The sequence below is a fragment of the Streptomyces sp. NPDC031554 genome, from assembly GCF_055580685.1.
Window position 1 is genome coordinate 469,571 of record NZ_JBVIKX010000005.1, and the last position, 23,493, is coordinate 493,063.

At 71.8% G+C, this 23,493-nt stretch carries 21 protein-coding genes and 2 tRNA genes; 20 read left to right on the forward strand and 3 right to left on the reverse strand.

Going from position 1 to position 23,493, the window contains the following annotated elements:
• Window positions 1-10 precede the first annotated feature (10 nt).
• The 4 genes from obgE to ACZ5FU_RS16795 all read left to right on the forward strand — a co-directional run bounded on the left by obgE (window position 11) and on the right by ACZ5FU_RS16795 (window position 7,435).
• On the forward strand, window positions 11-1,456 hold the full coding sequence (gene obgE / locus ACZ5FU_RS16780; protein ID WP_451528192.1) for a GTPase ObgE: 1,446 nt from the start codon (window positions 11-13) through the stop codon (window positions 1,454-1,456).
• A gap of 837 nt (window positions 1,457-2,293) precedes the next feature.
• Entirely contained in the window at window positions 2,294-3,793 is a 1,500-nt protein-coding gene (locus ACZ5FU_RS16785) for a D-ribitol-5-phosphate cytidylyltransferase (RefSeq protein WP_451528193.1), read from the forward strand.
• Window positions 3,794-3,949: 156 nt separating this feature from the next.
• Window positions 3,950-6,019 carry a hypothetical protein gene (locus tag ACZ5FU_RS16790; RefSeq protein ID WP_468836141.1) on the forward strand — a complete coding sequence of 690 codons (2,070 nt, stop codon included), beginning with the start codon at window positions 3,950-3,952 and terminating at the stop codon, window positions 6,017-6,019.
• 201 nt (window positions 6,020-6,220) lie between these two features.
• A complete protein-coding gene (locus tag ACZ5FU_RS16795; protein ID WP_451775760.1) occupies window positions 6,221-7,435 on the forward strand; it encodes a glycosyltransferase family 2 protein in 1,215 nt (404 codons plus the stop codon).
• A gap of 73 nt (window positions 7,436-7,508) precedes the next feature.
• Here ACZ5FU_RS16795 and ACZ5FU_RS16800 read toward each other — a convergent pair whose 3' ends face one another.
• The gene (locus ACZ5FU_RS16800) at window positions 7,509-8,903 is read right to left on the reverse strand and encodes a polysaccharide pyruvyl transferase family protein (protein ID WP_451775759.1); all 1,395 of its coding nucleotides are present in this window, start codon (window positions 8,901-8,903) and stop codon (window positions 7,509-7,511) included.
• 260 nt (window positions 8,904-9,163) lie between these two features.
• On the opposite strand from ACZ5FU_RS16800, the gene proB reads away from it, so the two are divergent.
• The 5 genes from proB to ACZ5FU_RS16825 all read left to right on the forward strand — a co-directional run bounded on the left by proB (window position 9,164) and on the right by ACZ5FU_RS16825 (window position 14,338).
• Window positions 9,164-10,324, forward strand: coding sequence for a glutamate 5-kinase (gene proB, locus ACZ5FU_RS16805; protein ID WP_451528265.1), 1,161 nt, complete (start codon window positions 9,164-9,166; stop codon window positions 10,322-10,324).
• 165 nt (window positions 10,325-10,489) lie between these two features.
• Window positions 10,490-11,002 (forward strand): hypothetical protein, encoded by a 513-nt coding sequence (locus ACZ5FU_RS16810; RefSeq protein ID WP_451528197.1) that lies wholly within the window; start codon window positions 10,490-10,492, stop codon window positions 11,000-11,002.
• Window positions 11,003-11,197: 195 nt separating this feature from the next.
• Window positions 11,198-12,484: a glutamate-5-semialdehyde dehydrogenase gene (locus tag ACZ5FU_RS16815; protein ID WP_451528198.1), complete on the forward strand. Its 1,287-nt coding sequence runs from the start codon at window positions 11,198-11,200 to the stop codon at window positions 12,482-12,484.
• A 104-nt stretch (window positions 12,485-12,588) separates the two neighbouring features.
• Window positions 12,589-13,176 (forward strand): SCO2584 family spore wall biosynthesis protein, encoded by a 588-nt coding sequence (locus ACZ5FU_RS16820; protein WP_469045485.1) that lies wholly within the window; start codon window positions 12,589-12,591, stop codon window positions 13,174-13,176.
• A gap of 88 nt (window positions 13,177-13,264) precedes the next feature.
• Complete coding sequence (locus tag ACZ5FU_RS16825; protein ID WP_469045486.1) at window positions 13,265-14,338, forward strand: SCO2583 family membrane protein; 1,074 nt, start codon at window positions 13,265-13,267, stop codon at window positions 14,336-14,338.
• A 229-nt stretch (window positions 14,339-14,567) separates the two neighbouring features.
• Here the strand turns inward: ACZ5FU_RS16825 and ACZ5FU_RS16830 are convergent, their stop codons facing one another.
• A complete protein-coding gene (locus ACZ5FU_RS16830) occupies window positions 14,568-15,662 on the reverse strand; it encodes a M48 family metallopeptidase (protein WP_468836121.1) in 1,095 nt (364 codons plus the stop codon).
• Window positions 15,663-15,802: 140 nt separating this feature from the next.
• Between ACZ5FU_RS16830 and ACZ5FU_RS16835 the strand changes: the two genes are divergently transcribed.
• From ACZ5FU_RS16835 to ACZ5FU_RS16865, 7 genes are all read left to right on the forward strand, one after another.
• A complete protein-coding gene (locus ACZ5FU_RS16835; protein ID WP_451528202.1) occupies window positions 15,803-15,964 on the forward strand; it encodes a hypothetical protein in 162 nt (53 codons plus the stop codon).
• A 207-nt stretch (window positions 15,965-16,171) separates the two neighbouring features.
• On the forward strand, window positions 16,172-16,336 hold the full coding sequence (locus ACZ5FU_RS16840) for a hypothetical protein (protein ID WP_451528203.1): 165 nt from the start codon (window positions 16,172-16,174) through the stop codon (window positions 16,334-16,336).
• A gap of 78 nt (window positions 16,337-16,414) precedes the next feature.
• A complete protein-coding gene (nadD, locus tag ACZ5FU_RS16845) occupies window positions 16,415-17,053 on the forward strand; it encodes a nicotinate-nucleotide adenylyltransferase (RefSeq protein WP_451528204.1) in 639 nt (212 codons plus the stop codon).
• 16 nt (window positions 17,054-17,069) lie between these two features.
• On the forward strand, window positions 17,070-18,839 hold the full coding sequence (locus tag ACZ5FU_RS16850; RefSeq protein WP_469045487.1) for an LCP family protein: 1,770 nt from the start codon (window positions 17,070-17,072) through the stop codon (window positions 18,837-18,839).
• Between the two features lie 134 nt (window positions 18,840-18,973).
• The gene (gene rsfS / locus ACZ5FU_RS16855; RefSeq protein ID WP_451528206.1) at window positions 18,974-19,417 is read left to right on the forward strand and encodes a ribosome silencing factor; all 444 of its coding nucleotides are present in this window, start codon (window positions 18,974-18,976) and stop codon (window positions 19,415-19,417) included.
• The gene (locus ACZ5FU_RS16860; protein WP_451528207.1) at window positions 19,414-20,094 is read left to right on the forward strand and encodes a histidine phosphatase family protein; all 681 of its coding nucleotides are present in this window, start codon (window positions 19,414-19,416) and stop codon (window positions 20,092-20,094) included. The genes rsfS and ACZ5FU_RS16860 overlap by 4 nt, the downstream gene beginning before the upstream one ends.
• Window positions 20,095-20,187: 93 nt before the next feature.
• Window positions 20,188-20,260 (forward strand) — tRNA-Ala (locus tag ACZ5FU_RS16865).
• A 54-nt stretch (window positions 20,261-20,314) separates the two neighbouring features.
• Here the strand turns inward: ACZ5FU_RS16865 and ACZ5FU_RS16870 are convergent.
• On the reverse strand, window positions 20,315-21,211 hold the full coding sequence (locus ACZ5FU_RS16870; protein WP_451528208.1) for a helix-turn-helix transcriptional regulator: 897 nt from the start codon (window positions 21,209-21,211) through the stop codon (window positions 20,315-20,317).
• 199 nt (window positions 21,212-21,410) lie between these two features.
• Between ACZ5FU_RS16870 and ACZ5FU_RS16875 the strand changes: the two genes are divergently transcribed.
• The 4 genes from ACZ5FU_RS16875 to ACZ5FU_RS16890 all read left to right on the forward strand — a co-directional run bounded on the left by ACZ5FU_RS16875 (window position 21,411) and on the right by ACZ5FU_RS16890 (window position 23,448).
• Window positions 21,411-22,775, forward strand: coding sequence for an MFS transporter (locus ACZ5FU_RS16875; protein ID WP_451776188.1), 1,365 nt, complete (start codon window positions 21,411-21,413; stop codon window positions 22,773-22,775).
• Between the two features lie 69 nt (window positions 22,776-22,844).
• Complete coding sequence (locus tag ACZ5FU_RS16880; protein WP_451528209.1) at window positions 22,845-23,018, forward strand: hypothetical protein; 174 nt, start codon at window positions 22,845-22,847, stop codon at window positions 23,016-23,018.
• Between the two features lie 3 nt (window positions 23,019-23,021).
• Entirely contained in the window at window positions 23,022-23,255 is a 234-nt protein-coding gene (locus ACZ5FU_RS16885) for a hypothetical protein (protein WP_003976229.1), read from the forward strand.
• A 120-nt stretch (window positions 23,256-23,375) separates the two neighbouring features.
• A tRNA-Ala gene (locus ACZ5FU_RS16890) sits at window positions 23,376-23,448 on the forward strand.
• Window positions 23,449-23,493: the final 45 nt, after the last annotated feature.

Below are 23,493 nucleotides of genomic sequence, written 5' to 3' on the forward strand. Positions count from 1 at the left end.
GGCACCCACCATGACCACCTTCGTGGACCGCGTCGAGCTGCACGTCGCCGCGGGTAACGGAGGTCACGGCTGTGCCTCCGTCCACCGTGAGAAGTTCAAGCCGCTCGGCGGCCCGGACGGCGGCAACGGCGGCCGCGGCGGGGATGTCATCCTCACCGTGGACCAGTCGGTGACCACCCTGCTCGAGTACCACCACTCCCCGCACCGCAAGGCCACCAACGGCAAGCCCGGCGAGGGCGGCAACCGCTCCGGCAAGGACGGCCAGGACCTGGTCCTGCCCGTGCCGGACGGCACCGTCGTCCTGGACAAGGCCGGCAACGTCCTCGCCGACCTCGTCGGCCACGGCACCTCCTACGTCGCCGCCCAGGGCGGCCGCGGCGGTCTCGGCAACGCGGCGCTGTCCTCGGCCCGCCGCAAGGCCCCCGGCTTCGCGCTGCTCGGCGAGCCCGGCGACCTGCAGGACATCGTGCTGGAGCTGAAGACCGTCGCCGACGTGGCGCTGGTCGGCTACCCGAGCGCCGGCAAGTCGTCCCTGATCTCGGTGCTCAGCGCCGCCAAGCCGAAGATCGCCGACTACCCGTTCACCACCCTGGTGCCGAACCTCGGTGTCGTCACCGCCGGATCGACCGTCTACACCATCGCCGACGTCCCCGGTCTCATCCCCGGTGCCAGCCAGGGCAAGGGCCTCGGCCTGGAGTTCCTGCGCCACGTCGAGCGGTGCAGCGTGCTCGTGCACGTCCTGGACACGGCGACCCTGGAGTCCGAGCGCGACCCGGTCTCCGACCTCGACATCATCGAGGAGGAGCTGCGCCAGTACGGCGGGCTCGGCAACCGCCCGCGCGTCGTCGTCCTGAACAAGATCGACGTACCGGACGGCAAGGACCTGGCGGAGATGGTGCGGCCGGACCTGGAGGCGCGCGGGTACCGCGTCTTCGAGGTGTCGGCGGTGGCGCACCTGGGCCTCAAGGAGCTGTCGTTCGCGCTGGCCGACATCGTCGGCAAGGCGCGCGCCGCGAAGCCGAAGGAGGAGGCCACCCGGATCGTCATCCGGCCCAAGGCCGTGGACGACGCCGGCTTCACCGTCACGCGCGAGGAGGTCGAGGGGGAGCTGGTGTTCCGCGTCCGCGGCGAGAAGCCCGAACGCTGGGTGCGCCAGACCGACTTCAGCAACGACGAGGCCGTCGGCTACCTCGCCGACCGCCTCAACCGGCTCGGTGTCGAGGCCGAGCTGATGAAGGCGGGCGCCCGCTCCGGCGACGGCGTCGCCATCGGCCCCGAGGACAACGCGGTCGTCTTCGACTGGGAGCCGACCGTGACGGCCGGCGCCGAGATGCTCGGCCGCCGCGGCGAGGACCACCGCTTCGAGGCCCCGCGCCCGGCCGCCCAGCGCCGCCGCGACCGCCAGGCCGAACACGACGAGGCGGACGAGGAGTTCGAGGGCTTCAAGCCCTTCTGAGCGACCGGCCCCACCGGCACGGAGACCCGTCACGGCATGCGCCGTGGCGGGTCTTTTTTCGGGTTCCTCCCCTGTCGAGATGCCCGGCACCGCTTCGATCCCGGGGCGCCCTGTTCTCCGCCCGGGACGCGCTGCCGGCGTACGGCGTGGAGTTCTCGGCAGCCGGCAGGCATTCCGTGCGGGCGGCGCCGATCGCCCGAACGGCTGCCGCGAGCCGTACCCGGCACGACGATCCGTTCCCTCACTCCCGGCGAAACCGAGACGCTCCGGAATCCCATGAGGAATTCCGTGAGCAGGGTCTTCCCCGGGAGCTCTATTCGAGTCCGGTCCGCAACGGCGCGCTCCCGCGCATGAAGGACACATGCAGCCCCACGACCCGGGGCGTGAGGATCCCCACGCAGGTCCGGGCGAGCCCGTCGTCATGCCGGAGGCGGCAGGCGCAGACGCCGCACGGGGCGCTCGCGGCGGCGGCCCGTGGCCTCCGGACGGCGTTCCGCGGGGCCAATGCGCCGGACGCCCTCGAAGGAACTTGTGAAAGCGCCCGGTCGTCACCGTTCGAAACGGCTGCGACACCGGTGAGCCGCAATCCCGTCACTCTCGGCAATCCGTTACCGTCTGTGCGGTTACTCACAGGATTTAATGAGACGGTGTCAGGAGGACTCACCCGCGCCGGGCCAATCATCCGCACCGTACGGTTCATCCGCACCGGCTTCATCCGCGCCGCAAGGTGAATGGCGGGTGGCGCGCACATATGCGTTGAACGACACTCGCCTTGCATCGCGGTTACCGCAAGTGGGAGCATTTCCCCGTTCCCTGTCGCCCCAAGGTAGGTCACCCGTGTCGCAGCGCATAGCCAAGCCCCGTACCACCGCAGTGATCCTGGCCGGTGGCACCGGCCAGCGGGTGGGTCTGTCGATCCCGAAGCAGTTGCTGAAGATCGCCGGCAAGGCCGTCATCGAGCACACCCTGACCACCTTCGAGCACGCCGACTCCGTCGACGACATCATCGTGCTGATGGCGCCGGGCTACGTGCCGGACGTCGAGAAGATCGTCGCCAAGGCCGGGCTCACGAAGGTCTCCCGCATCATCGAGGGCGGCTCCACCCGCAACGAGACCACCGAGCGGGCCATCTCCGCCCTCGGCGAGGGCCTGGCCGAGGGCGAGGACCTCAACGTCCTCTTCCACGACGCCGTGCGCCCCCTGCTCTCGCAGCGCGTCATCGACGACTGCGTCACCGCGCTGGAGCGCTACCAGGCCGTCGACGTGGCCATCCCGTCCGCCGACACCATCATCGTCACCCGCACCCACGGCGAGGACGGGGAGTTCATCACCGAGATCCCGGACCGCTCCCGGCTGCGCCGCGGCCAGACCCCGCAGGCCTTCAAGCTCTCCACCATCCGGCGGGCCTACGAGGTCGCGGCGGGCGACCCCCACTTCCAGGCCACCGACGACTGCACCGTCGTCCTGCGCTACCTGCCGGACGTGCCGATCCACGTCGTGGCGGGCGACGAGTACAACATGAAGGTGACGCAGCCCGTCGACGTCTTCATCGCCGACAAGCTGTTCCAGCTCGGCTCCACCGCCGCGCCCGAGCAGATGGGCGAGGAGGCCTACCGCGACCTGCTCACCGGCCGGACCCTCGTCGTCTTCGGCGGCTCGTACGGCATCGGCAAGGACATCGCCGAACTCGCCCGGTCCTACGGCGCCCACGTCTACGCCCTCGGCCGCTCCACCACCAACACCCACGTGGAGAACCCGGAGGAGGTCGACGACGCGCTGTCCAAGGCCTACGCCGAGACCGGCCGCATCGACTACGTCGTCAACACCGCGGGCGTGCTGCGCATCGGCAAGCTCGCCGAGACCGACAACGCGACCATCGAGGAAGCGCTGAAGGTCAACTACCTGGCCCCGGTCCAGATCGCCCGCTCCGCCTACAAGTACCTCTCCGAGACCAAGGGCCAGCTGCTGCTCTACACCTCCAGCAGCTACACCCGCGGCCGTGCCGAGTACAGCCTCTACTCCTCGACGAAGGCCGCCATGGTGAATCTCACCCAGGCCCTGTCCGACGAGTGGGCGGCCGAGGGTGTCCGCGTCAACTGTGTCAACCCGGAGCGCACGGCGACCCCCATGCGGACCAAGGCCTTCGGCCAGGAGCCGGCGGGCAGCCTGCTGTCCTCGGAGGCCGTGGCCCGCACCTCCCTCGACGTGCTGCTCTCCGAGCTGACCGGACACGTGATCGACGTCCGCCAGCAGGACCCCACCGCCGACGCCTCCCGCGCCTCCGGCTTCGAGCAGGCCCTGGCGGGCGTGCTCGACCGACAGGACGGCGTGGCATAATCAACCGCAATCAGCCTTGAAATTCAGGCCTCTGTGACTCCCTGTTTACGGGATATTCACAGAGGCCTGAATCCGTAAAACTCCGGAAACCTTCACAACGTATTTTCCGGACTTTTCGGATTCACTGACCGGCCCCCTCCCAGAGCAGGTTTCTCCGTGATAACGACCGCCATTCGCGTCGCCCGGGTGGGCAGCGTGGCCGAGCTGGCCGCGGCGGCCCTCATGACGCTGGGCTTCCCCTGCCTCATGCTGGCCGCGCTCGTCCCGAACGTCCCCGCCTTCGCCGCCGCGGCGGCCGTGACCTACCTCGCCGACCTCCACCTCCACCGCAAGGGCAGCTACCTCGTCAGCCTCCTGGGCAAGGTCAGGGCCGGCCTGTCGACCCGGTTCCTGGTCAGGGAACTGCTCCTGATCCTGCTCCTGGCCCGGCTCGAGCTGTCGGAGGAGCCGGTCTTCTACGCGGCGATCGCCTGCTTCACCGTCTTCTTCGGCCTCCAGGCCCCGCACGGCGCCCTGGTCACCCTGATCGGCAACCGACGTCAGATGCCGGTCGCGACCCGCAACGTCGACCTGGTCTCCCGCCTGCCCGTCCCCGACGCCCCGCCGCGCCCGCTGCTGCGCCGGGCCGACGTGAAGATGCTCCACCTCGACCTCGCGGCCGTCGCGGGCCTGCTCGCGTACGCCGTCACCGACAGCGAGGCCGCGGGCTTCGCCGGGGTCGGCGTCACCCTCGGCCTGGGCGCCCTGTACGTCCTCGCGCTGATGCCGTACCTGCGCGCCGAGCGGATCCCGCCGAAGGCCGACAAGGTGCTCAAGGCCGTCAGCGCCTGGCTGCGCGAGTACCGCCCGGAGACGGTGCTGTACTTCTCCGGCTCCGCCGACTCCGCCTACCAGCTCAACATGTGGCTGGAGACGATGGAGCAGCTGGAGTCCCGCCCGCTGATCATCCTGCGGGAGCGCGTCATCCTGGAGAAGATGGCGCCCACCACGGTCCCGGTCGTCTGCGTGCCCGGGGGGGTGCACCTGATGAACATGGACCTCTCCATGGTGCGGGTCGCGTTGTACGCGGCGAACGTCGGCAAGAACATCCACCTGCTGCGCGTGCCCACCATGAAGCACGTCTTCATCGGCCACGGCGACAGCGACAAGCTCGCCAGCGTCAATCCCTTCAGCAAGGTGTACGACGAGGTGTGGACCGCGGGCCGTGCGGGCCGCGACCGCTACGCCATCGCCGACGTCGGCATCCGCGACGAGGACATCGTCGAGGTGGGCCGCCCGCAGCTCGCGCCCATCGAGCCCTGGCAGGGCGCGCCGGCGGACCGGATCCCGACCGTGCTGTACGCGCCCACCTGGGAGGGCTGGGACGACGACCCGGGCAACACCTCGATCCTGCTGGCCGGCGAGAACATCGTGAGGAAGCTGGTCGCGGCCGAACCCCCGGTCCGGGTCCTGTACAAGCCGCACCCCTTCACCGGCACCCGCAGCGCCAAGGCCCGCGCCGCGCACCACAGGATCACCGCCCTGGTGGAGAAGGCCGCCGCCGAGCGCGCCGCCGACCCCCGGTTCACCGCGGACCCGGCCGCCCAGGCGGAGGCCCGGGCCGAGCTGACCCGCCTCAAGGCCCGCCTCGACAGGCTCTCCCTCGCCTTCGACGCGAAGGCCGACGAGGCGGTGACGAGCCGCGACGGCCTCGTCGACCTGCGCAAGCACCAGGAGGCCGCCCGGCTGCGCGCCGAGTGGAACGACGCCTACTGGCGCTCCTTCCCGTCGTACGAGCACCGCGTCGTCACGGGCGGCGAGCCACGGCTGTACGACTGCTTCAACGCCTCCGAGGCGATGGTCTCGGACATCTCCAGCGTCGTCTCCGACTTCATCGCCAGCGGCAAGCCGTACGCCGTCACCGACTCGGCGGAGCTGGGCGCGGAGGAGTTCCGGCGGCAGAACACCGCGGTGCGCGCGGCCGTGATCCTCACCAACGACGCCGCCGGGGTGCAGCAGCTGCTGGACGCCGTCCGCGACCCGGCCGCCGACACGCTGGCCGAGGACCGCAAGGAACTGAAGGAGTACCTGCTCGGCCCTGACGAGCCGACCTCCATCGAGCGGTTCGACGCAGCCGTCGCCGACCTCGCGCTGAAGGCCGAGGTCCGCAACGCCGGCCAGGAGTCCCACGTCGTCGCGGAGGCCGGAGAGGCGGAGCTGGCGGAGGGTGGCGTGACCGCGGCCTGAGACACCGGTACGCCATCGGCCGTACGCCGTCGGACGGGCCCCCGGAGAGGGAATCTCCGGGGGCCCGTCCGTTTCCGTAGGCTGTGACGCGGCACACATCCAGGGCGCCGGTAACGCGCGCAACCCCGTTCCGTAATCCCCCGTCTACCGGGTTGCCGGATCGTTGGCCAGGGGGAGAACCGTGCATGACGAGGGGGAGAAGTGACCGTGGTGGAGCCCGATGTCAGCGTGATCATCGGGGCGTACGAGGCGATGCCGTACCTGGTCGAATGCCTGGCATCGGTGGAGGCGCAGTCCCTGGACCCGGCGCGCGTCGAGGTGATCGCGGTCGACGACGGCTCCACGGACGGCAGCGGCGACTACCTGGAGGAGTTCGCCGCCCGCGTGCCCATGGCGGTCACCGTGATCCGCCAGGCGAACTCCGGCGGCCCCAGCGGCCCGCGCAACGTCGGCCTGGCCAAGGCCACCGGCCGTTACGTCTTCTTCCTCGACGCCGACGACCGGCTCGGGCCCGAGGCCCTGGAGCGCATGGTCGCCATGGCCGACCGCAACGGCACGGACGTGGTCCTCGGCCGCGTCGAGGGCGTCAACCGCAAGGCACCCCGCTCCATGTGGGGAAAGACCTTGGAACGGACCGACGTCTTCTCGTCCAACATCAAGTTCACGCTCAGCGCGCAGAAGCTGTTCCGGCGCGCGCTGCTGGAGCGGCACGGCATCCGCTTCGACGAGTCCCTGTGGACCGGCGAGGACGCGGTGTTCACCATGGAGGCCTACCTGCGGGCCGACGGCGTCTCCGTGGTCGCCGACCACACCTGTTACTACCTGGTGGGCCGCAGCGACGGCAAGCACGTGACCAAGAGCGGCAGCTACACCCTGCGCTTCGACTCCGCGCGCGCCCTGATGGAGCTGATCGCCCGGATGCTGCCGCCCGGCCCCAAGCGGGACGTGCTCATGGTCCGCCCGTTCCTGGTGACCCTCCTGCCGCAGTTCGGCCCGGTCTTCCTCAGGAACGACGAGGAGATCCGGCGCACCAAACTCGAACTGGCCGGGCCGCTGATGGACGCGTACTGGAACGAGGGCGTCTCCCACCGCCTCCGTGTCCACGAGCGGCTGCGCCTGCACCTGGTCGCCGAGAGGCGCCCCGACCTCCTCGCGGAGGTCATCGAGTTCATCAAGGCCAAGCGCGAGCCCGACCCCGTCCTGGAGAAGCGCGGCACGCGGCTCTACCTCGCCTACCCGCACTTCCGGGACCGGGCGGCCGGCGTCCCGGACCGGGTCTACCTCGCCGAGCCCCGGGAGGCCAGGGATTTCCCGGGCTGGCGCCAGGGCCCGGCCGAGTCCTTCCTGCGCCGGGCGACCCGCAAGGTGCGGCGCGTCCTGCGCCGGCTGAGGACCCGGGTGACGGCGGCGGCGTGACGAGGACGGCCACGGCGGCCGTGCGGGGGCGGGAACCCCGCCGGGGCCGCCACGGCCCCCAAGGTGCCGGGGGCTACTTCGACGGCTTCAGCGCCCGCCGCAGCGGCCCCCCGACCACCCGCCGGGCACGCCGGTAGATCGACGGGGTGACCAGCGCGGCCTTGGCCGCGCCCCGTGCCGCCGCCCGGCTCTTCGCCAGCTCCCGCTTCAACTCGGTGTTCTGCGCGTCCAGTCGGTCGACCCGCTGCTGCAGCCATCCGAACCGGCTCGTCAGCGAGGCGAGGTCCGTGTCGTTCCAGGGCCGCACCCCGGCCGGGAAGGACAGCGACCGCAGCTTCTTGTCGAAGGCCGCACCGCCGTCGCCGTGCGTGAAGGTGTTCTCCAGGCCGTTCTTGTCGAGGAAGCCGGTGAACCGCTCGAAGCGCTCCCGGTGGTTGCCGGTCAGCGGACCGAAGTCCGCCTCCTCGTACAGGACGGCCGGGTCGAGGTCCGCGGGCACCTCGTTGAGGATCCGGTGCGGGATCTCGAAGTAGCGGCACAGCTCCAGCGTGCGCGAGTCGAAGGCCAGCACCGTCGCGGGCGTGCCCGCCAGCAGCGCCGCGATGTTGCCGTGGATCCGCGAGCCGAACGAGTAGTCGAACTCGCGGAGGTCGTCCATCCAGGTGACCGGGTCGACGTACACCCGGACCTTGTCCTCCCGGTACATCGGGTGGTCGGGGTGGGTCGGCATCTGCGTCACGCGGCCGGCCGGGGAGTCCACGTCACGCCAGTGGAGCTGCTTGGCGTCGGTGAGGTTCTGGCCTATGTACCGCAGGTTCGGGTAGTGCGCGTGGGTCCGCGTGATGATCCTGTGCAGACCCCCGCTGCGCACCGCGGTGTGCGAGCCGTTGACGGCTATGCGCGACTCCGGGGTGAGCGACGCGGCCCGCTTCTCCACGGTCAGCCGGTCGCCGTGCAGGAACATCGACGGGCAGCCGATGACCTCCACGTCCCGGAAGCCCATGCCGGTCAGGTACTTCTCGGTGAACTCGCCCCGCACGCCGATCGACGCGCTGCGCTCCAGCACCGCCGAGCAGAACGCCCGCACGGTGGGCTCCATGGCCTTCAGCCGCGCGGGGTCCTGGTCGAGGCCGGCCTGCGCGCCGACGCCCAGCACCACGACCGGGATGCGCAGCTTCCCGATGAGCCGGGTCAGCCGCTGGAGCGCCGGTTCGAACGACGGCCTGAAGGCGTTGGCGAGGGGCACGACGAAGGCGTCGTACTCCTCGTTGATCCGCCCCGCCGCGGCCACCTCGGTCCGCATGCCGTTCGAGACCACCTCGGTGTCCGGAGTGGTGAGGATCTTGTGGGCGGCATCGCTGAAGATCAGGTTGCCGGAGTTGGTGGCGATCACATCGCGGTGCAGGGCCTCCTCGACGGGAAGTACGTCGAAGGGGCTCTTCCCCGACCTCAGGAGTATGCGCTTCACAGGCCGAACTTTAGGTCACGCGAACTTCGAAGGAAATTTTGGATCTCTTCAAACTTCCTGTGGAACCCGCACAGGCTCTTTGCCCTCCGCGAACGGTGAACGTCCGCGAGCGCCGAGTGAACGGCCGTGAGCGCGGCGTGACCGTCCCGGCACGTGAAACCCCGGCGCGCCCTCCGCCCCCGTTCGCGTAGATTGCGTGACGGGGCAGCCGTGGACTACGCGAGGGGACGAAGAACAAGGTGGCAGGGGCAAGGCAGGCCGTGCGCGAGGCCCGCAGGATCGTGGTCAAGGTGGGCTCCTCGTCGCTGACCACCGCCTCCGGCGGCCTGGACGCCGACCGGGTGGACGCCCTCGTCGACGTCCTCGCCAAGATCCGGAAAGAGGGAGTGGCCCGCAGGACCTCGGCCGAGGGCGGTGGCGGGAGACGGGCGGGTGCGGGAGAGCGCGAGATCGTGCTGGTCTCCTCCGGCGCGATCGCCGCCGGACTGGCACCGCTGGGCCTGCGCCGCCGGCCGAAGGACCTCGCCCGGCAGCAGGCCGCGGCCAGCGTCGGCCAGGGCCTCCTCGTGGCCCGCTACACCGCCTCCTTCGCCCGCTACGGCGTCCGCGTCGGCCAGGTCCTGCTCACCTCCGACGACATGAGCCGCCGCGCCCACCACCGCAACGCCTCCCGCACCCTCGACGAGCTGCTCGCGATGGGTGCCTTCCCGGTCGTCAACGAGAACGACACCGTCGCCACCGACGAGATCCGCTTCGGTGACAACGACCGGCTCGCCGCCCTCGTCGCCCACCTCGTCCACGCCGACCTCCTCGTGCTCCTCTCCGACATCGACGGCGTGTACGACGGCAACCCCAGCAAACCCGGCACCTCGCGGATCGCCGAGGTGCGCGAACCCGCCGACCTGGACGGCGTCGAGATCGGCAGCGCCGGCAAGGCGGGCGTCGGGACCGGCGGCATGGTCACCAAGGTCGAGGCCGCCCGGATCGCGGCCGCCGCGGGCATCCCCGTCGTCCTCACCAGCGCCGTCCACGCGGCCGACGCCCTCTCGGGCGGTGACACCGGCACCTACTTCCACGCCACCGGCAAGCGCTCCGCCGGCCGGCTGCTGTGGCTCCAGCACGCGTCCACCCCGCAGGGCTCGCTGACCCTGGACGACGGAGCCGTGCGGGCGGTCGTCGAACGCCGCACCTCGCTGCTGCCGGCCGGGATCGCCGCCGTCGAGGGCGACTTCAGCGCGGGCGACCCGGTCGAGCTGCGCGACGGCTCCGGGCACGCCGTGGCCCGCGGCCTCGTCAACTTCGACGCCAAGGAGATCCCCCAGCTGCTCGGCCGCTCCACCCGCGAACTGGCGCGCGAGCTCGGCGCCGAGTACGAGCGGGAGGTCGTCCACCGGGACGACCTGGTGATCCTGCACCCCTGAGGCCGCCGCCCCGGCGGTCGAACGGCGGCCTCCGGCGGCGCTCGAACGGTCCGTACCGGTGGGGGACGTTCCGTGAAACGGCCCCACGGAGCCGTGCGGCCTGCTCAACTTTGTCTCGGGGACATGGGGCATGTTCCGCACGAGCGCTGCGTGAAGGAGGCCGTCGTGAGACGAGTACGCCCTGGGGTGGCAGCGGCCCGTGGGAGCGTCGGCGGGGCGAGTCCGGCGGCCTCGCGCCCGGTGGGCGAGGAACGCGCCCTGACGAGCGTGGCGGCCGGGGAGAACTACCGGGGGCGGCAGGAGGACGGAGCCCCGGGGCGGACCCGCCCCGCGGACCTGCCCCGGCTGTGGCACGTCACCCTCAGCGTCTCCGGCGAGGAGGCCGACCTCACGGAGGTGCGGCGCGCCCTGGAGCAGCTCGCCCACGACCACCCCTTCCTCCTGACCAGCCGCTACGCCGTCGACCACGCGGAGATCCGCTACTGGGAGGAGGCCCGCGACCTGCACGACGCGGCCGCCGTCGCCCTGCGCCTGTGGGGCGAGCACCGGCAGACGGCCGGCCTCCCGCCGTGGGAGATCGTCGGCCTGGAGGTCATCGACCGCCGGACCTACCACCAGCGCATCGCCGAGGGCTACGGCCCGGCCCCGGCGACCCCCGTCGGGGTCCACCCCTACTGACCCGGCCCGGCCCCGGGTGGCTTCGCCCGGCCCGGCCAGGCCCCGGGTGACCTGGGCCGTCCCCGCCCGGTTCCGCCCGTCCCCGCCCGGCTCAGGGCGGGAGCCCGGGGAGGCGGCTCGACCGGTGCCCGGAACGGTGTCTCGGGGTGTGGAACGAGCCGTGAACGGGCCCGCGCCGCGCACTACCCTTTTCCCATGACCACGCTCTCGCCGTACGACGCCCTCTCCCCGGTGACCCAGGCCGCCTACCGCGCCAAGGCGGCCGCCGCCGACCTCGCGCCGCTGCCGCGGGCCGCCAAGGACGACGCGCTGCTCGCCATCGCGGACGCGCTGGAGGTCCGTACGAGCGAGATCGTCGAGGCCAACGCCAGGGACGTCGCCAAGGCCCGCGAGGCCGGCACCGGCGAGGCGATCGTCGACCGGCTCACCCTCACCCCGGAGCGGGTGCGGGCCATCGCCTCCGACGTGCGCGACGTCGTCGCCCTGCCCGACCCCGTCGGCGAGGTGGTGCGCGGCTCCACCCTTCCGAACGGCATCGACCTGCGCCAGGTCCGCGTCCCGCTCGGCGTGGTCGGCATCATCTACGAGGCCCGCCCGAACGTCACCGTCGACGCCGCCGCCCTGTGCCTGAAGTCCGGCAACGCGGTCCTGCTGCGCGGCTCCGGCTCCGCCTACGCGTCGAACAGCGCTCTGGTGCGGGTGATCCGCGACGCCGTCGGCGGCGCCGGGCTGCCCGCCGACGCCGTCCAGCTCGTGCCGGGGGAGGGCCGGGAGAGCGTGCGCGAGCTGATGCGCGCCCGCGGCCTCGTCGACGTGCTGATCCCGCGCGGCGGCGCCTCGCTGATCCGGACGGTCGTATCGGAGTCGACCGTTCCGGTGATCGAGACCGGCACCGGGAACTGCCACGTCTACGTCGACGCCCAGGCCGACCTCGACATGGCGGTCGACATCCTCATCAACTCCAAGGCCCACCGGGTCAGCGTCTGCAACGCCGCCGAGACCCTCCTGGTCCACCAGGACATCGCCCCCGAGTTCCTGCCCCGCGCCCTCGACGCCCTCGCGGACGCCGGGGTCACCGTCCACGCCGACGAACGCGTCCTGGCCTACGCCAAGGACTCCCGGGCGACCGTCGTCGAGGCCACCCCGGAGGACTGGGAGACCGAGTACCTCTCCCACGACATCGCCGCCGCCGTCGTCGACTCGCTCGACAAGGCCGTCGAGCACATCCGGCTGTGGACCTCCGGCCACACCGAGGCCATCGTGACCACCTCCCAGCAGGCCGCCCGCCGGTTCACCCAGTTGGTCGACTCCACGACGGTCGCCGTGAACGCCTCCACCCGCTTCACCGACGGCGGCCAGTTCGGCTTCGGCGCGGAGATCGGCATCTCCACCCAGAAGCTGCACGCCCGCGGCCCCATGGGCCTGCCGGAGCTGACCAGCACCAAGTACATCGTCACCGGCGACGGCCACGTACGGCGCTGACGGGGGCGCGACGGCGTCCGTCAGGGGCGTGAGAGGCGTCTCAGCAGACGGATGAATTTCCGTACCGTCTGCCCAAATTGACCCCCCAGGTCTACTCTGGATCCGTGCCGGAGGACGTGGGGGGCACGCCGTTCCCGGACGGCTGGAAGCCCGACGACGACCACGACCGCGGGGTGTCGGACGAAGAGTTCGCCTCCGTGGTCTTCGACGAGGCCTTCGTGCGGGCGGCGCCGGTGCACGAGCCGACCGCCGTCGAGCGCCTCCTGGCCGCCGCACAGGCGAGAGCCGAGGCCTCGGAGGCGGAAGCCCGACGCGCCCGCGGCGACCACTACGACTACGACGACCTGTACGGGCTTGGCGCCTTCGGCCCTGATCCGGACCACGACGATCCGGACGACGCGGGGGACCCCGACGACCCGGACACCTGGGGCCGCCGGCACGGCGGTTTCGGGCCGTACGGCAAGCAGGTCCGCTGGCACCGGCCCGTCGCCTGGATCCTCGCCGTGATCATGGGCGTGGGCATGGTCGCGCTGGCCTTCGCCGCGGTCTACCGGGGAGCCGCCTCCTCCGGCGACCGCGACCACGCTCCGTCACCCACGTCGACCGGCCTCGAGACCGGTACCGGGCCGGTCCCGTCCGCCTCCGCCGACCAGGTGCGGCCGCCCGTCGCGGCCGTCCCGCACACACCCTGAGCGAGTGCCGCCGACCGGGTGAGAACCTGTCAGAACTTGTGGCGCAGCGGGGCGTTTACCCGGGCTTCCGGCGACCTACTCTGAAGGTATGGGCGGGCCCGGAGAGCCACCGGAGGGGGCACCCGAGGGAACCCCCGGTGGCGGCGAGGACGAGTACCGATCCGTCGTCTTCGACGAGTCGTTCGTCCGCGCTGCCCGCCTGCAGGAGTACTCCGCCGAGGAGCGCATCGCCGACCACGCCCCCGCCGTACGCCGTCGCCCGCCCGCGCGGCGGACCGGTCTGTCCCGGCAGGCCTTCGCCCTGGTCCTGCTGATCGCCCTCGCCTTCGGCACCGCGATCTACATGGGCGTCCGGCACCCCTACCAGAACCCGGCCGCCCGCCGGGCCGCCGAGCCGCTGCGGATGACCGTCATCCCGCTCGCCCCGCAGGGCGTCGTGCCCGGCACCCCCGATCCCGCCCGCCTGTTCGCGCACAGCCCCGCCGCCGGGTACCGCCTCGGTGCCGAGGGCATCCCGCTGCCGCCCTCCCGGCGCACCGCGCACTTCTCCGACAGCCAGGTCGTCACCGCCCTGACCACCGCCAAGGACTACATCGTGCGCTCCTCGCTCTACCCGGAGGTGCTCACCGGGCAGCAGGTCAGACCCGTACGCATGCTGCTTACCCCCGATCAGCTCGGCCAGTTCGACGAGAGCTTCACCCACCCGGCCGCCGACGGACGGCACGCGCCCACCGGATGGCTCGTGCGCTTCGACCCCGCCCGCGCCGAACTCGCCGACCGAGGGATCCGCGTCCAGGGCACCCTCCAGGCCGCCGAGGCCGACGCCGCCACCCTCGAGGTCACCGCCGACCACACCTTCGTCTACGCCCTGCGCCCGGCCGGAGCCGAGGCCGAGACCCCGGTCTCGCTGTTCACCGTCCGCCGCGAGCTCCAGTTCCGCTTCGACCGCGACGACCTGCGGCTGCGCCAGACCCAGCTGATCGTCTCCTACGTGCAGGCCGGCCCGCTGTCCTGCGGCGAGGACTCCACGAACCATCTGCGGCCCCTGCTCGCCGGCCAGACCGCCGGGACGGGCGGCCCGGCCGGCACCGACCCCTACGCGACGGGCGGGGCCACGGCGCTCTGCGGATCGCTGGCGGCGAGCGCACAGCCGAGCGTGTGAGCGGCGGGGCCGGAGGGACTGGGGTCGGGGAGAGACCAAGGCCGGAGGGACTGGGGGGCGGAGGGGCGAGAGCGGGAAGGACGGGCCCGGGGAGCGGGGCGCGCCAACGGGGGCGAGGGCCGGCAGAGGTCCGACCGGCGGGGGCCGGGCCGGCGGGGGCTGAGCCGATGGGAGCCGGGCCGGCGGGGCCCGGACGGTGGCGCGGGTGTGCCCCGCCGGCCGGGTCCCGTCAGGCCTCGTCGCGCGGGGGCGCGTCCGTCGGACGCTCCTGCGAAGGTGCGCTGCCGGTGAAGCCGTCGAAACCGCGGCGCACCCGGCCGCCCAGGTTGCCCGCCCCGCCCGCGAGGTCGGTGACCAGCTTCATCAGCGGGTCCTTCGAGCTCTTCACGTGATCGGCGTAGTGCGAGGCCGACTCGCGGAAGGAGTCGGTGACCGAGGTCTCCTTGTCCTCGGTGCGACGCGGGTAGTGACCGTCCAGGATCCGCTGGTGGTCGCGGGACTCGGCCCACTTCTTCAGCTCGGCCGCGCGCACGGTGGTGAAGGGGTGGGAGCGGGGCAGCACGTTGAGGATCTTCAGCACGGAGTCGCGCAGGTCACCGCCGGCCTCGTACTCCTCGGCCTGCTTGAGGAACGCGTCCACGTTCATCTCGTGCAGGTGGTTGCCGCCCGCGATCTTCATCAGGCCGCGCATCGAGGCCTTCAGGTCCTGGCCGACCAGAAGGCCGGCCCGGTCCGCGGACAGCTCCGACTTGCGGAACCACTCGCGCAGCGCGGTCACGATCGCCATGATCGCGAGGTTGCCCAGCGGGATCCAGGCGACCTTGAGGGCGAGGGTCGTCAGGAACAGCAGGATCGTGCGGTACACGGAGTGCCCGGAGAGGGCGTGGCCCACCTCGTGACCGACGACGGCCCGCATCTCCTCCTCGTCGAGCAGCTCGACGAGGCCGGTGGTCACCACGATGATCGGCTCGTCCAGGCCGATGCACATGGCGTTGGGCTGCGGGTCCTGGGTGACGTACATCGCCGGGACCTTCTCCAGGTCCAGGATGTAGCACGCGTCCCGCAGCATGTCGTTCAGGTGGCTGAACTGCTGGTCCGAGACGCGGACCGAGTCGGACAGGAACAGCAGACGCAGACTCCGCTCGGGCAGCAGCCCGCTGAGCGCCTTGAAGACCGTGTCGAAACCGCTCAGCTTGCGCAGCGCCACCAGCGCGGAGCGGTCGGCCGGGTGCTCGTACGCACGCGAGGAGATCCCGGGGAAGCGCCTGCGCTGCCTGCTCGGCACGTTCTCGTGACCGTTGTGCTCGTGGCCGTCGTCGGACATCCATCCCCCAAGTGCGTGTGTATGGCCCTTGTACGTGTGGTCCTTTGCGGACCTTTGTGCAGCCCTTTGCGCTCCCGGAGCGGGGACCGTCCCGGGCGGAGTTACGGTGGACGGGCACCACACCGAAGGAGTCCCGCGCCATGGAGCACACCCCCGCCGCCGCCTGGATCGCGCAGGCCACAGGCGCCGCGCAGCAGCAGGGTTCGGGGTATCTGCTCCGGGTCGTACTGATCGTGATGATGGTGGGTTGTGCGCTGACGGCCTGGTTCCTGTTGCGGGGCTACAAGCGGAAAGACGACTGAGCCGTCGGGAAGGTTCCCCCGCACTCCCCGCCCCGCGTCCGCCTCCTCCCCGACCGCCCCGGCAACTGCCAGCGGAGCCGCCGCCGTCGGTGCCCGTGGGACGACCGGCCTCCGCAACGGCGGAGTCGGCGTGTGGCGCGCCGGGGCGCCCGCTTACGATGGGCCGACATCTTTATCCCGCCCTCCATCGGATAGGTCCTGCCGAAGATGAGCTTCCACAGCGCAGCCGCCCAGTTGGTCACTCTCGCCGCCGAGGGCGAGGAGCACGGTGGCAACCACGAGAGCCTGAGCCCCCTGGTCACCGGTGGTGCCGCCTTCCTGATCCTGGTGCTCCTGCTGTGGGTCACCACCCTCTTCAACCGCGACCGCTGAGGCCGGCGTGTTCATAGCGGGGCACTTCGGACAGCGGTCGGACCGTGTCCTCGGGACGGGCCGGTAGGGTCTGCACGCATGGGAGAGCAGGACATGCCTACCGGTCCGTCGAACAGGCCGTCGAAGCCGGGCAAGCGCCGCCTCGGCGTCATGGGCGGGACCTTCGACCCGATCCACCACGGGCACCTCGTGGCGGCCAGTGAGGTCGCCGCGCAGTTCCACCTGGACGAGGTCGTGTTCGTCCCGACCGGTGAGCCGTGGCAGAAGAGTCACCGCAGGGTCTCCCTGGCCGAGGACCGCTATCTGATGACGGTCATCGCCACCGCCGAGAACCCGCAGTTCTCGGTCAGCCGCATCGACATCGACCGCGGCGGCCCGACCTACACCGTGGACACCCTGCGGGACCTGCGGTCCCTCAATCCCGACACGGACCTCTTCTTCATCACGGGCGCGGACGCCCTGGGCCAGATCCTGACCTGGCGGGACAGCGAGGAACTGTTCTCCCTCGCCCACTTCATCGGCGTCACCCGGCCCGGCCACAACCTGGCGGACCCCGGCCTCCCCGAGGGCGGAGTCTCCCTCGTCGAGGTCCCCGCACTGGCCATCTCCTCCACGGACTGCCGCGCGAGAGTCGCCAAGGGCGACCCCGTCTGGTATCTGGTGCCGGACGGAGTCGTGCGCTACATCGACAAGCGCGAGCTGTACCGCGGCGAGTGAGCCGAGAGGGGCACCGGTGAACGACCAGAACGACGCGGGCTACGGGGAGACCCCCTACGAACTCGTCGGCTACGACGAGTACGGCCGGCCGGTGTACCGGCAGGTCCCGCAGCAGCAGGCCTACGACCCGTACGGGCAGCAGCAGGGCTACGGCTACGACCCGTACGCCCAGGGCGAGGGACAGCAGCCGCCCCACGACCCGTACGACACGGGCCGGCAGCCCGTCACGCCCGCCCACGACCCGTACGACACCGGTCGGCAGCCGGTCACCCCCGCCCACGACCCGTACGACACCGGCCGGCAGGCTCCCGTCCAGGACCCCTACGGCACCGGCACGCGCGCGCAGCAGGCCGGCGGGACCGCGGCCCCGTACGACCCTTACGGGCAGACGGCCACTGCCGGGCAGCAGCCGCGGGTCGCCGGGCAGACCGCCCACATCCCGCAGCAGGCCGGACCGGCGGAGGCCCAGGAGGAACCGGACACCTCCGCGCGCCCCCAACGGGATTACCACACCGAACAGTTCGCGTTCGTCGAAGATCCCGACGGGGATTCCGAGGACGTCATCGACTGGCTGAACTTCACCGAGAACCGCACCGAGCGCCGCGAGGAGGCCAAGCGCCGCGCCCGCAGCCGCCTGGTCGCCCTGGTCGTCGTCCTCGTGCTGACCGCGGTCGGCGGAGTGGGCTACCTCTGGTACGCAGGGAAACTGCCGGGACTGTCGTCGTCCGACGACTCCGGGGCCGGCACCACGGCCGCCCCCGCCGCCCAGAAGCGCGACGTGATCGTGGTCCACCTGCACGACACCACCCAGGGCGGCACCTCCACGGTCCTGCTGGTCGACAACACCACCACCGGGCAGGGCACCACGGTCCTGCTGCCCAACTCCCTCGTCGTCACCACCGACGACGGCACCACGACGACCCTCGCGAAGTCCGTCGACGGTGACGGCTCCGCGGGGACGCGCGAGTCGCTGGACACCGTCCTCGGCACCCGGATCCAGGGCACCTGGCGGCTGGACACCCCCTATCTGCAGAACCTCGTCGACCTCGTCGGCAACATCGAGGTGGACACCGACACCGCCGTACCGGACCCGGCCGCCAAGAAGAAGGGCCAGGCCCCGCTCGTCGGCAAGGGCGAGAACCAGACCCTCAGCGGCAGGACGGCCGTCGCCTACGCCACCTACCGCGCCGAGGGCGAGGCCCAGAACGCCCAGTTGGAGCGGTTCGGCCAGGTCATGCAGGCCGTACTGCGCAAGGTGTCCTCCGACCCGGAGGGCGCCACCGTCACCGTGCAGACCCTGGCGCAGATCCTCGACCCCTCGCTCACCGACAAGGACCTCGGCGCCTTCCTCGCCCACCTCGCCGACCTCGCCAAGAGCGGCGCCTACAAGACCACCCTGCTGCCCGTGGAGGCCGACGGCACGCTCAGCGCCGAGGCCGGTGCCGGCGTGGTCGAGAACGTCCTCGGCGGCACCGCGAAGAGCCCCGACGAGGACGCGGCGGTCAGCGTCTCCGTGCAGAACGCCGGCGGGACCAACGCCACCGTCGAGGACGCGCGCGTGGTGCTGCTCAACGGCGGCTTCACCTTCCTGGACGGCGGCACGGCCCCGGGCGGCACCGCGTCCACGTCCGAGGTGCTCTACGCGGACGCCGCCGACAAGGAGAACGCCACCGAGGTCGCCAAGACCCTGGGCCTGCCCGGCACCGTCGTCGCGAAGGGCACGGTCCCCGCGAACGCGGACGTCCGGGTGGTCCTCGGCAAGGACTACGAGCCCTCGTCGTCCTAGCCGGGGCGGGAAGCCGGGAGCCCGTCACGGCGGCGGGCCTCCGGCCAAACCGGTCCCGGCGTATTCACGTGGGGCGCCGTCGGTGGCCGTGAGACCCTTGAGGGGTCAGACGACCGCCGACGGAAAGCCACGCAGTGACCGCCACAGACCGCTCCATCGAGCTCATCCGGACCGCCGCCCAGGCGGCCGCCGACAAGCTCGCGCACGACATCATCGCCTACGACGTCAGCGACGTGCTGTCGATCACGGACGCCTTCCTGCTGGCCTCCGCCCCCAACGACCGCCAGGTCAAGTCGATCGTCGACGAGATCGAGGAGCGCCTGCAGAAGGAACTCGGCGCCAAGCCGGTCCGCCGCGAGGGCGACCGCGAGGCCCGCTGGGTCCTGCTCGACTACGTCGACATCGTCGTCCACGTCCAGCACAGCGAGGAGCGCGTCTTCTACGCCCTGGAGCGGCTGTGGAAGGACTGCCCCGAGCTGGACCTGCCCGCCGACGCCCTGGCGACCCGGGGCAAGGCCAAGGAGCACGCCGAGCTGCAGGCCGCCCAGGACGACGCCGAGCCCGGGGGTGACTGGTGACGACCCCGCCCGGTGCCGGGGCCGCGGCCGGCCGCACGCCGGGCCGCGGCCGGCGGGTCATCCTCTGGCGGCACGGCCAGACCCTGTGGAACGTGGAACGCCGCTTCCAGGGCACCACGGACGTCCCGCTGACCGGGACCGGCGTGGCCCAGGCCCGCCGGGCCGCCAGGCTGCTGGCCTCCCTCAAGCCCGACGCGATCATCGCCTCGGACCTCCAGCGGGCCGCGGACACGGCCGCCGAGCTGGCCGCGCTCACCGGCCTCGAGGTGGCCCACGACGAGGCCCTGCGCGAGACGTACGCGGGCGTCTGGCAGGGGCTGACGCACGAGGAGATCGTCTCCCGGTACGGCGACGAGTACACCGCGTGGAAGCGCGGTGAGCCCGTCCGCCGCGGCGGCGGCGAACTGGAGACGGAGGTCGCCGACCGCTCCGCCCCCGTCGTGCTGCGGCACGCCGAGAAGCTGCCCGAGGACGGCACGCTCGTCGTCGTCAGCCACGGCGGCACGATCCGCACCACCATCGGCCGTCTGCTCGGCCTGGAGGCGCACGACTGGGAGAGCCTCGGCGGCCTCTCCAACTGCTGCTGGTCCGTCCTCGGTGAAGGCGCCCGAGGCTGGCGGCTCCTCGAGCACAACGCCGGCACCCTGCCGGAGCCGGTCCTCGGCGACGACGACTGAGCGTCCCGGGGCGGCCCGGCCCCGGATTTCACTTTCCGGCAGGTCGCAGGCTAAAGTTCTTCTTGTTCGCCCCGCCGAGCGGGAAGAACGCAAGGGGCTATAGCTCAGTTGGTAGAGCGCCTGCATGGCATGCAGGAGGTCAGGAGTTCAATTCTCCTTAGCTCCACTGATCGGCACTCTGTCGAGTGGTCAAAGATCGGTTTCGGGAAGATCCCGTCCCTCAGGGGGCGGGATCTTCCGTTTGCGCGCGCAGTGTCTCCGCCCGCCGCGCCGTCTCCTCGTCCTCCGGCGTGTAGACCACGATGCGGCACTCCGGCATCCCGTCGATCGACAGCGACATGGACGTCATGCGCAGCTCGCCCACCGCCGGGTGCCGGAAGACCTTCACGCGGCGCCCCGGTTCCGCCACGTCACCGGACTCCCACAGTCGCGTGAACAACGGGCTCGCCGCCGACAGCGCGCCGATGAAGTCCTCCCAGACGGGCTCTCCGGCGTGCAGGCCGTACGCCGCCCGCAGGATCGCCACCATCACCGGCAGCTCCGTCTCCCGGAACAGCAGCGGGCAGTCCTCCTCGGGCACCGTGAACAGCATCCGCAGCGCGTTGGCCGGCGTCCCGGCCGACGCCCGTGCCGGGGTCAGGAACAGGCTCTCGTACACCGCGTTGGCGGCCAGGATGTCGTAGCGCGAGTTGTAGACCACCGCGGGCCGGGGCGCGAGGGCGTCGATGATGCCCCGGACCTCCGGGCCCACGCTCCGCGCGAGCGATTCCGGCGCGGGCGCGCACGGCACCTCCGCCAGGTGGTAGAGGTGCTCCCGCTCCGGCGGGTCCAGCCGCAGGGTGCGCGCCACCGCGTCCAGCACCTGGGCCGACGCGTTGATCGGCCGGCCCTGCTCCAGCCAGGTGTACCAGGTGACGCCCACACCCGAGAGCTGGGCCACCTCCTCCCGCCGCAGCCCCGGAGTGCGGCGCCGCGGGCCGGGCGGCATGCCGACGTCGGCCGGTGTGACCCGGGCCCGCCTGCTGCGCAGGAAGGCCGCGAGCTCCGGCCGGCGCCGCTGCGCCGACCCGCTCCCCGAGTCCGCGGCCGTCCTCGTCCGCGTCGTCACGTCCGCCATCGTCGGTCCCCCGTTCCTCCTCTGCCAGGTGCTGTCGGTACCAGCATCAGCGGGCTCTCGGCACCCGTACCGACATCGCGTCAGGCTCGGCGGCATGACGACCTCACCCAGGACGGGCCCGGCTTCCGTGCCCGCTCCAACTCCTGTCACCAGTAAAGACCCTGGCACCGACAACCGGGCCCGGCGCCTGCTCGCGGTCGTGCTCGCCGCCCAGTTCATGGCGCTGCTGGACGTCTTCATCGTGAACGTCGCGGCCCCCGCGATCGGTTCCGACCTGAACGCCTCGGGAGCCGAACTCCAGCTGGTCGTGGCGGGCTACGCCATCACCTACTCCGTGCTGCTGATCACCGGTGCGCGGCTCGGCGACCGGTTCGGTCACGGGCGGGTCCACCTCGCCGGGCTGGCCCTGTTCACCGCCGCCTCGCTGGCCTGCGGGCTGGCGCGGGGCAGCACCGAGCTGATCGCGTTCCGGCTGGTGCAGGGCGCCGGGTCGGCGGTGATGATCCCTCAGGTGCTGAGCCTGATCCAGCGCACCTTCGGCGGCGAGGCCCGGGTCCGCGCGCTCGGCGCGTACGCGGCGGTCCTCGCCGTCGGCGCGGCGGCCGGCCAGGTCGTCGGCGGTGTGCTGGTCGGTGCCGACCTGCTGGGCACCGGCTGGCGGCCGGTGTTCCTGGTGAACGTGCCGGTGGGGATCTTCCTGCTGGCCGTCGGCGGGCGGGTCCTGCCGCGTGACACCGGGGCACCGTCGGAGCGGGCCCGCGGCCTGGACGTGCCCGGCCTGGTGCTGCTCGGCGCGGCCGTCTCCCTGGTCACCGTGCCGCTCGTGCTCGGCCAGGAGGAGGACTGGCCGTCGTGGACCCTGCTCTCGCCGGCCGTCGGCGCGCTGCTGTTCGTCGTGTTCCGCGGCCACGAGTCCCGGCTCGCCCGGCGCGGCGGTGCCCCGCTGATCGCGCCCCGCGTGCTGCGCCTGCCCGGCATGGGGCTCGCCGTGCTGCGGATCGCGGCCGTCATGGCGGTCAACGGCGGCTTCCTGTTCGTCCTCACCCTGCACGTCCAGGCGGGCCTGGGATACAGCGCGCTGCGCGCCGGTCTGACGTTCGCGCCGACCGCGGTGGTCTTCGGCGCGGTCGGTCTGACCTGGCGCAGGTGGCCCGTGGCCTGGCAACGGGCGCTCGCCCCGACCGGGTTCGCGCTCACCGCCGTCTCGATGGCGGCGGTGGGCCTGGTCTTCAGGGGCGGCGGCCACGGGGGCGTGTGGCTGTATCCGGCGTACGCCGGAGTGGGGGCGGGGCTCGCGCTGGCGTTCAGTCCCACGCTCACCCGGGCCCTGGCCGCCGTGCGCCCCGAGGACGCGGCGGACGCCAGCGGGCTGCTGGCCACGGTCACGCAGCTCGGGCAGCTGACGGGGGTCGCGGCCTTCGGCACACTCTTCCTCGGCCGGCTTGAGTCACTCGGGGGCCCGGCGGCGTATACCTCTTCACAAGCGCTGCTCACATGCATGTCCGCGCTCGCCGCGACGGCCGCGCTGGGTGCCGCGTCCGGACCGGTACTCAGGCGTCGCTGACCGTATCGGCCCGGCCGTGGCAGAATCAAACGGCCGGAAGGGGGCGCGGCCCGACGGGAGGGAGTTGCGATGCCTGCGAGCATCCTCGGAGAGGGCGGCCACCTCTCCGGAGCGGCGGTGGCACGGAACACGGCCACCCGGCTCGGCTGCCCTTCCTGCGGTTCCGCGTTCGTGGCCCAGGTCCTCGGCGACAACGGCGGGATCTCCTACGTGTGCACGGCCTGCGGCCACAGCTGGAGCTGATCGATGGGTGCCCACAGGCGAAAGTGCGACTGGTGCGGCAGTGGCACCCCGATCGTCCGCGACATGGAGCCGGTCAACCCCGACTACCAGTACTGGTGCGAGGAGTGCGCGCGGGCGCTGATCATCAAGGGCGACCCGATCGAGACCTACCGGGAGCTGGAGGGCGAGCCGATCTACGGCCGGCTCCTCGAAGAGCACTGCACCCTCAAGCGGTTCTATTCGTTCGTCACCGCCTGAAGCGGCATTCCGTTCGAAACCGGGCAGAACGGAAACGATTTGGTGGTGCACCCCCCGGACCGTGTAATGTTGGCGTCGCCGCCAGGGAAACCCGCAAGGGAAGCCCGGAGGGCAGTGCGAGGGGCTATAGCTCAGTTGGTAGAGCGCCTGCATGGCATGCAGGAGGTCAGGAGTTCAATTCTCCTTAGCTCCACAGTGGATCCCGCCGGGTCGGAAGACCCGGCGGGATCTTTTCGTG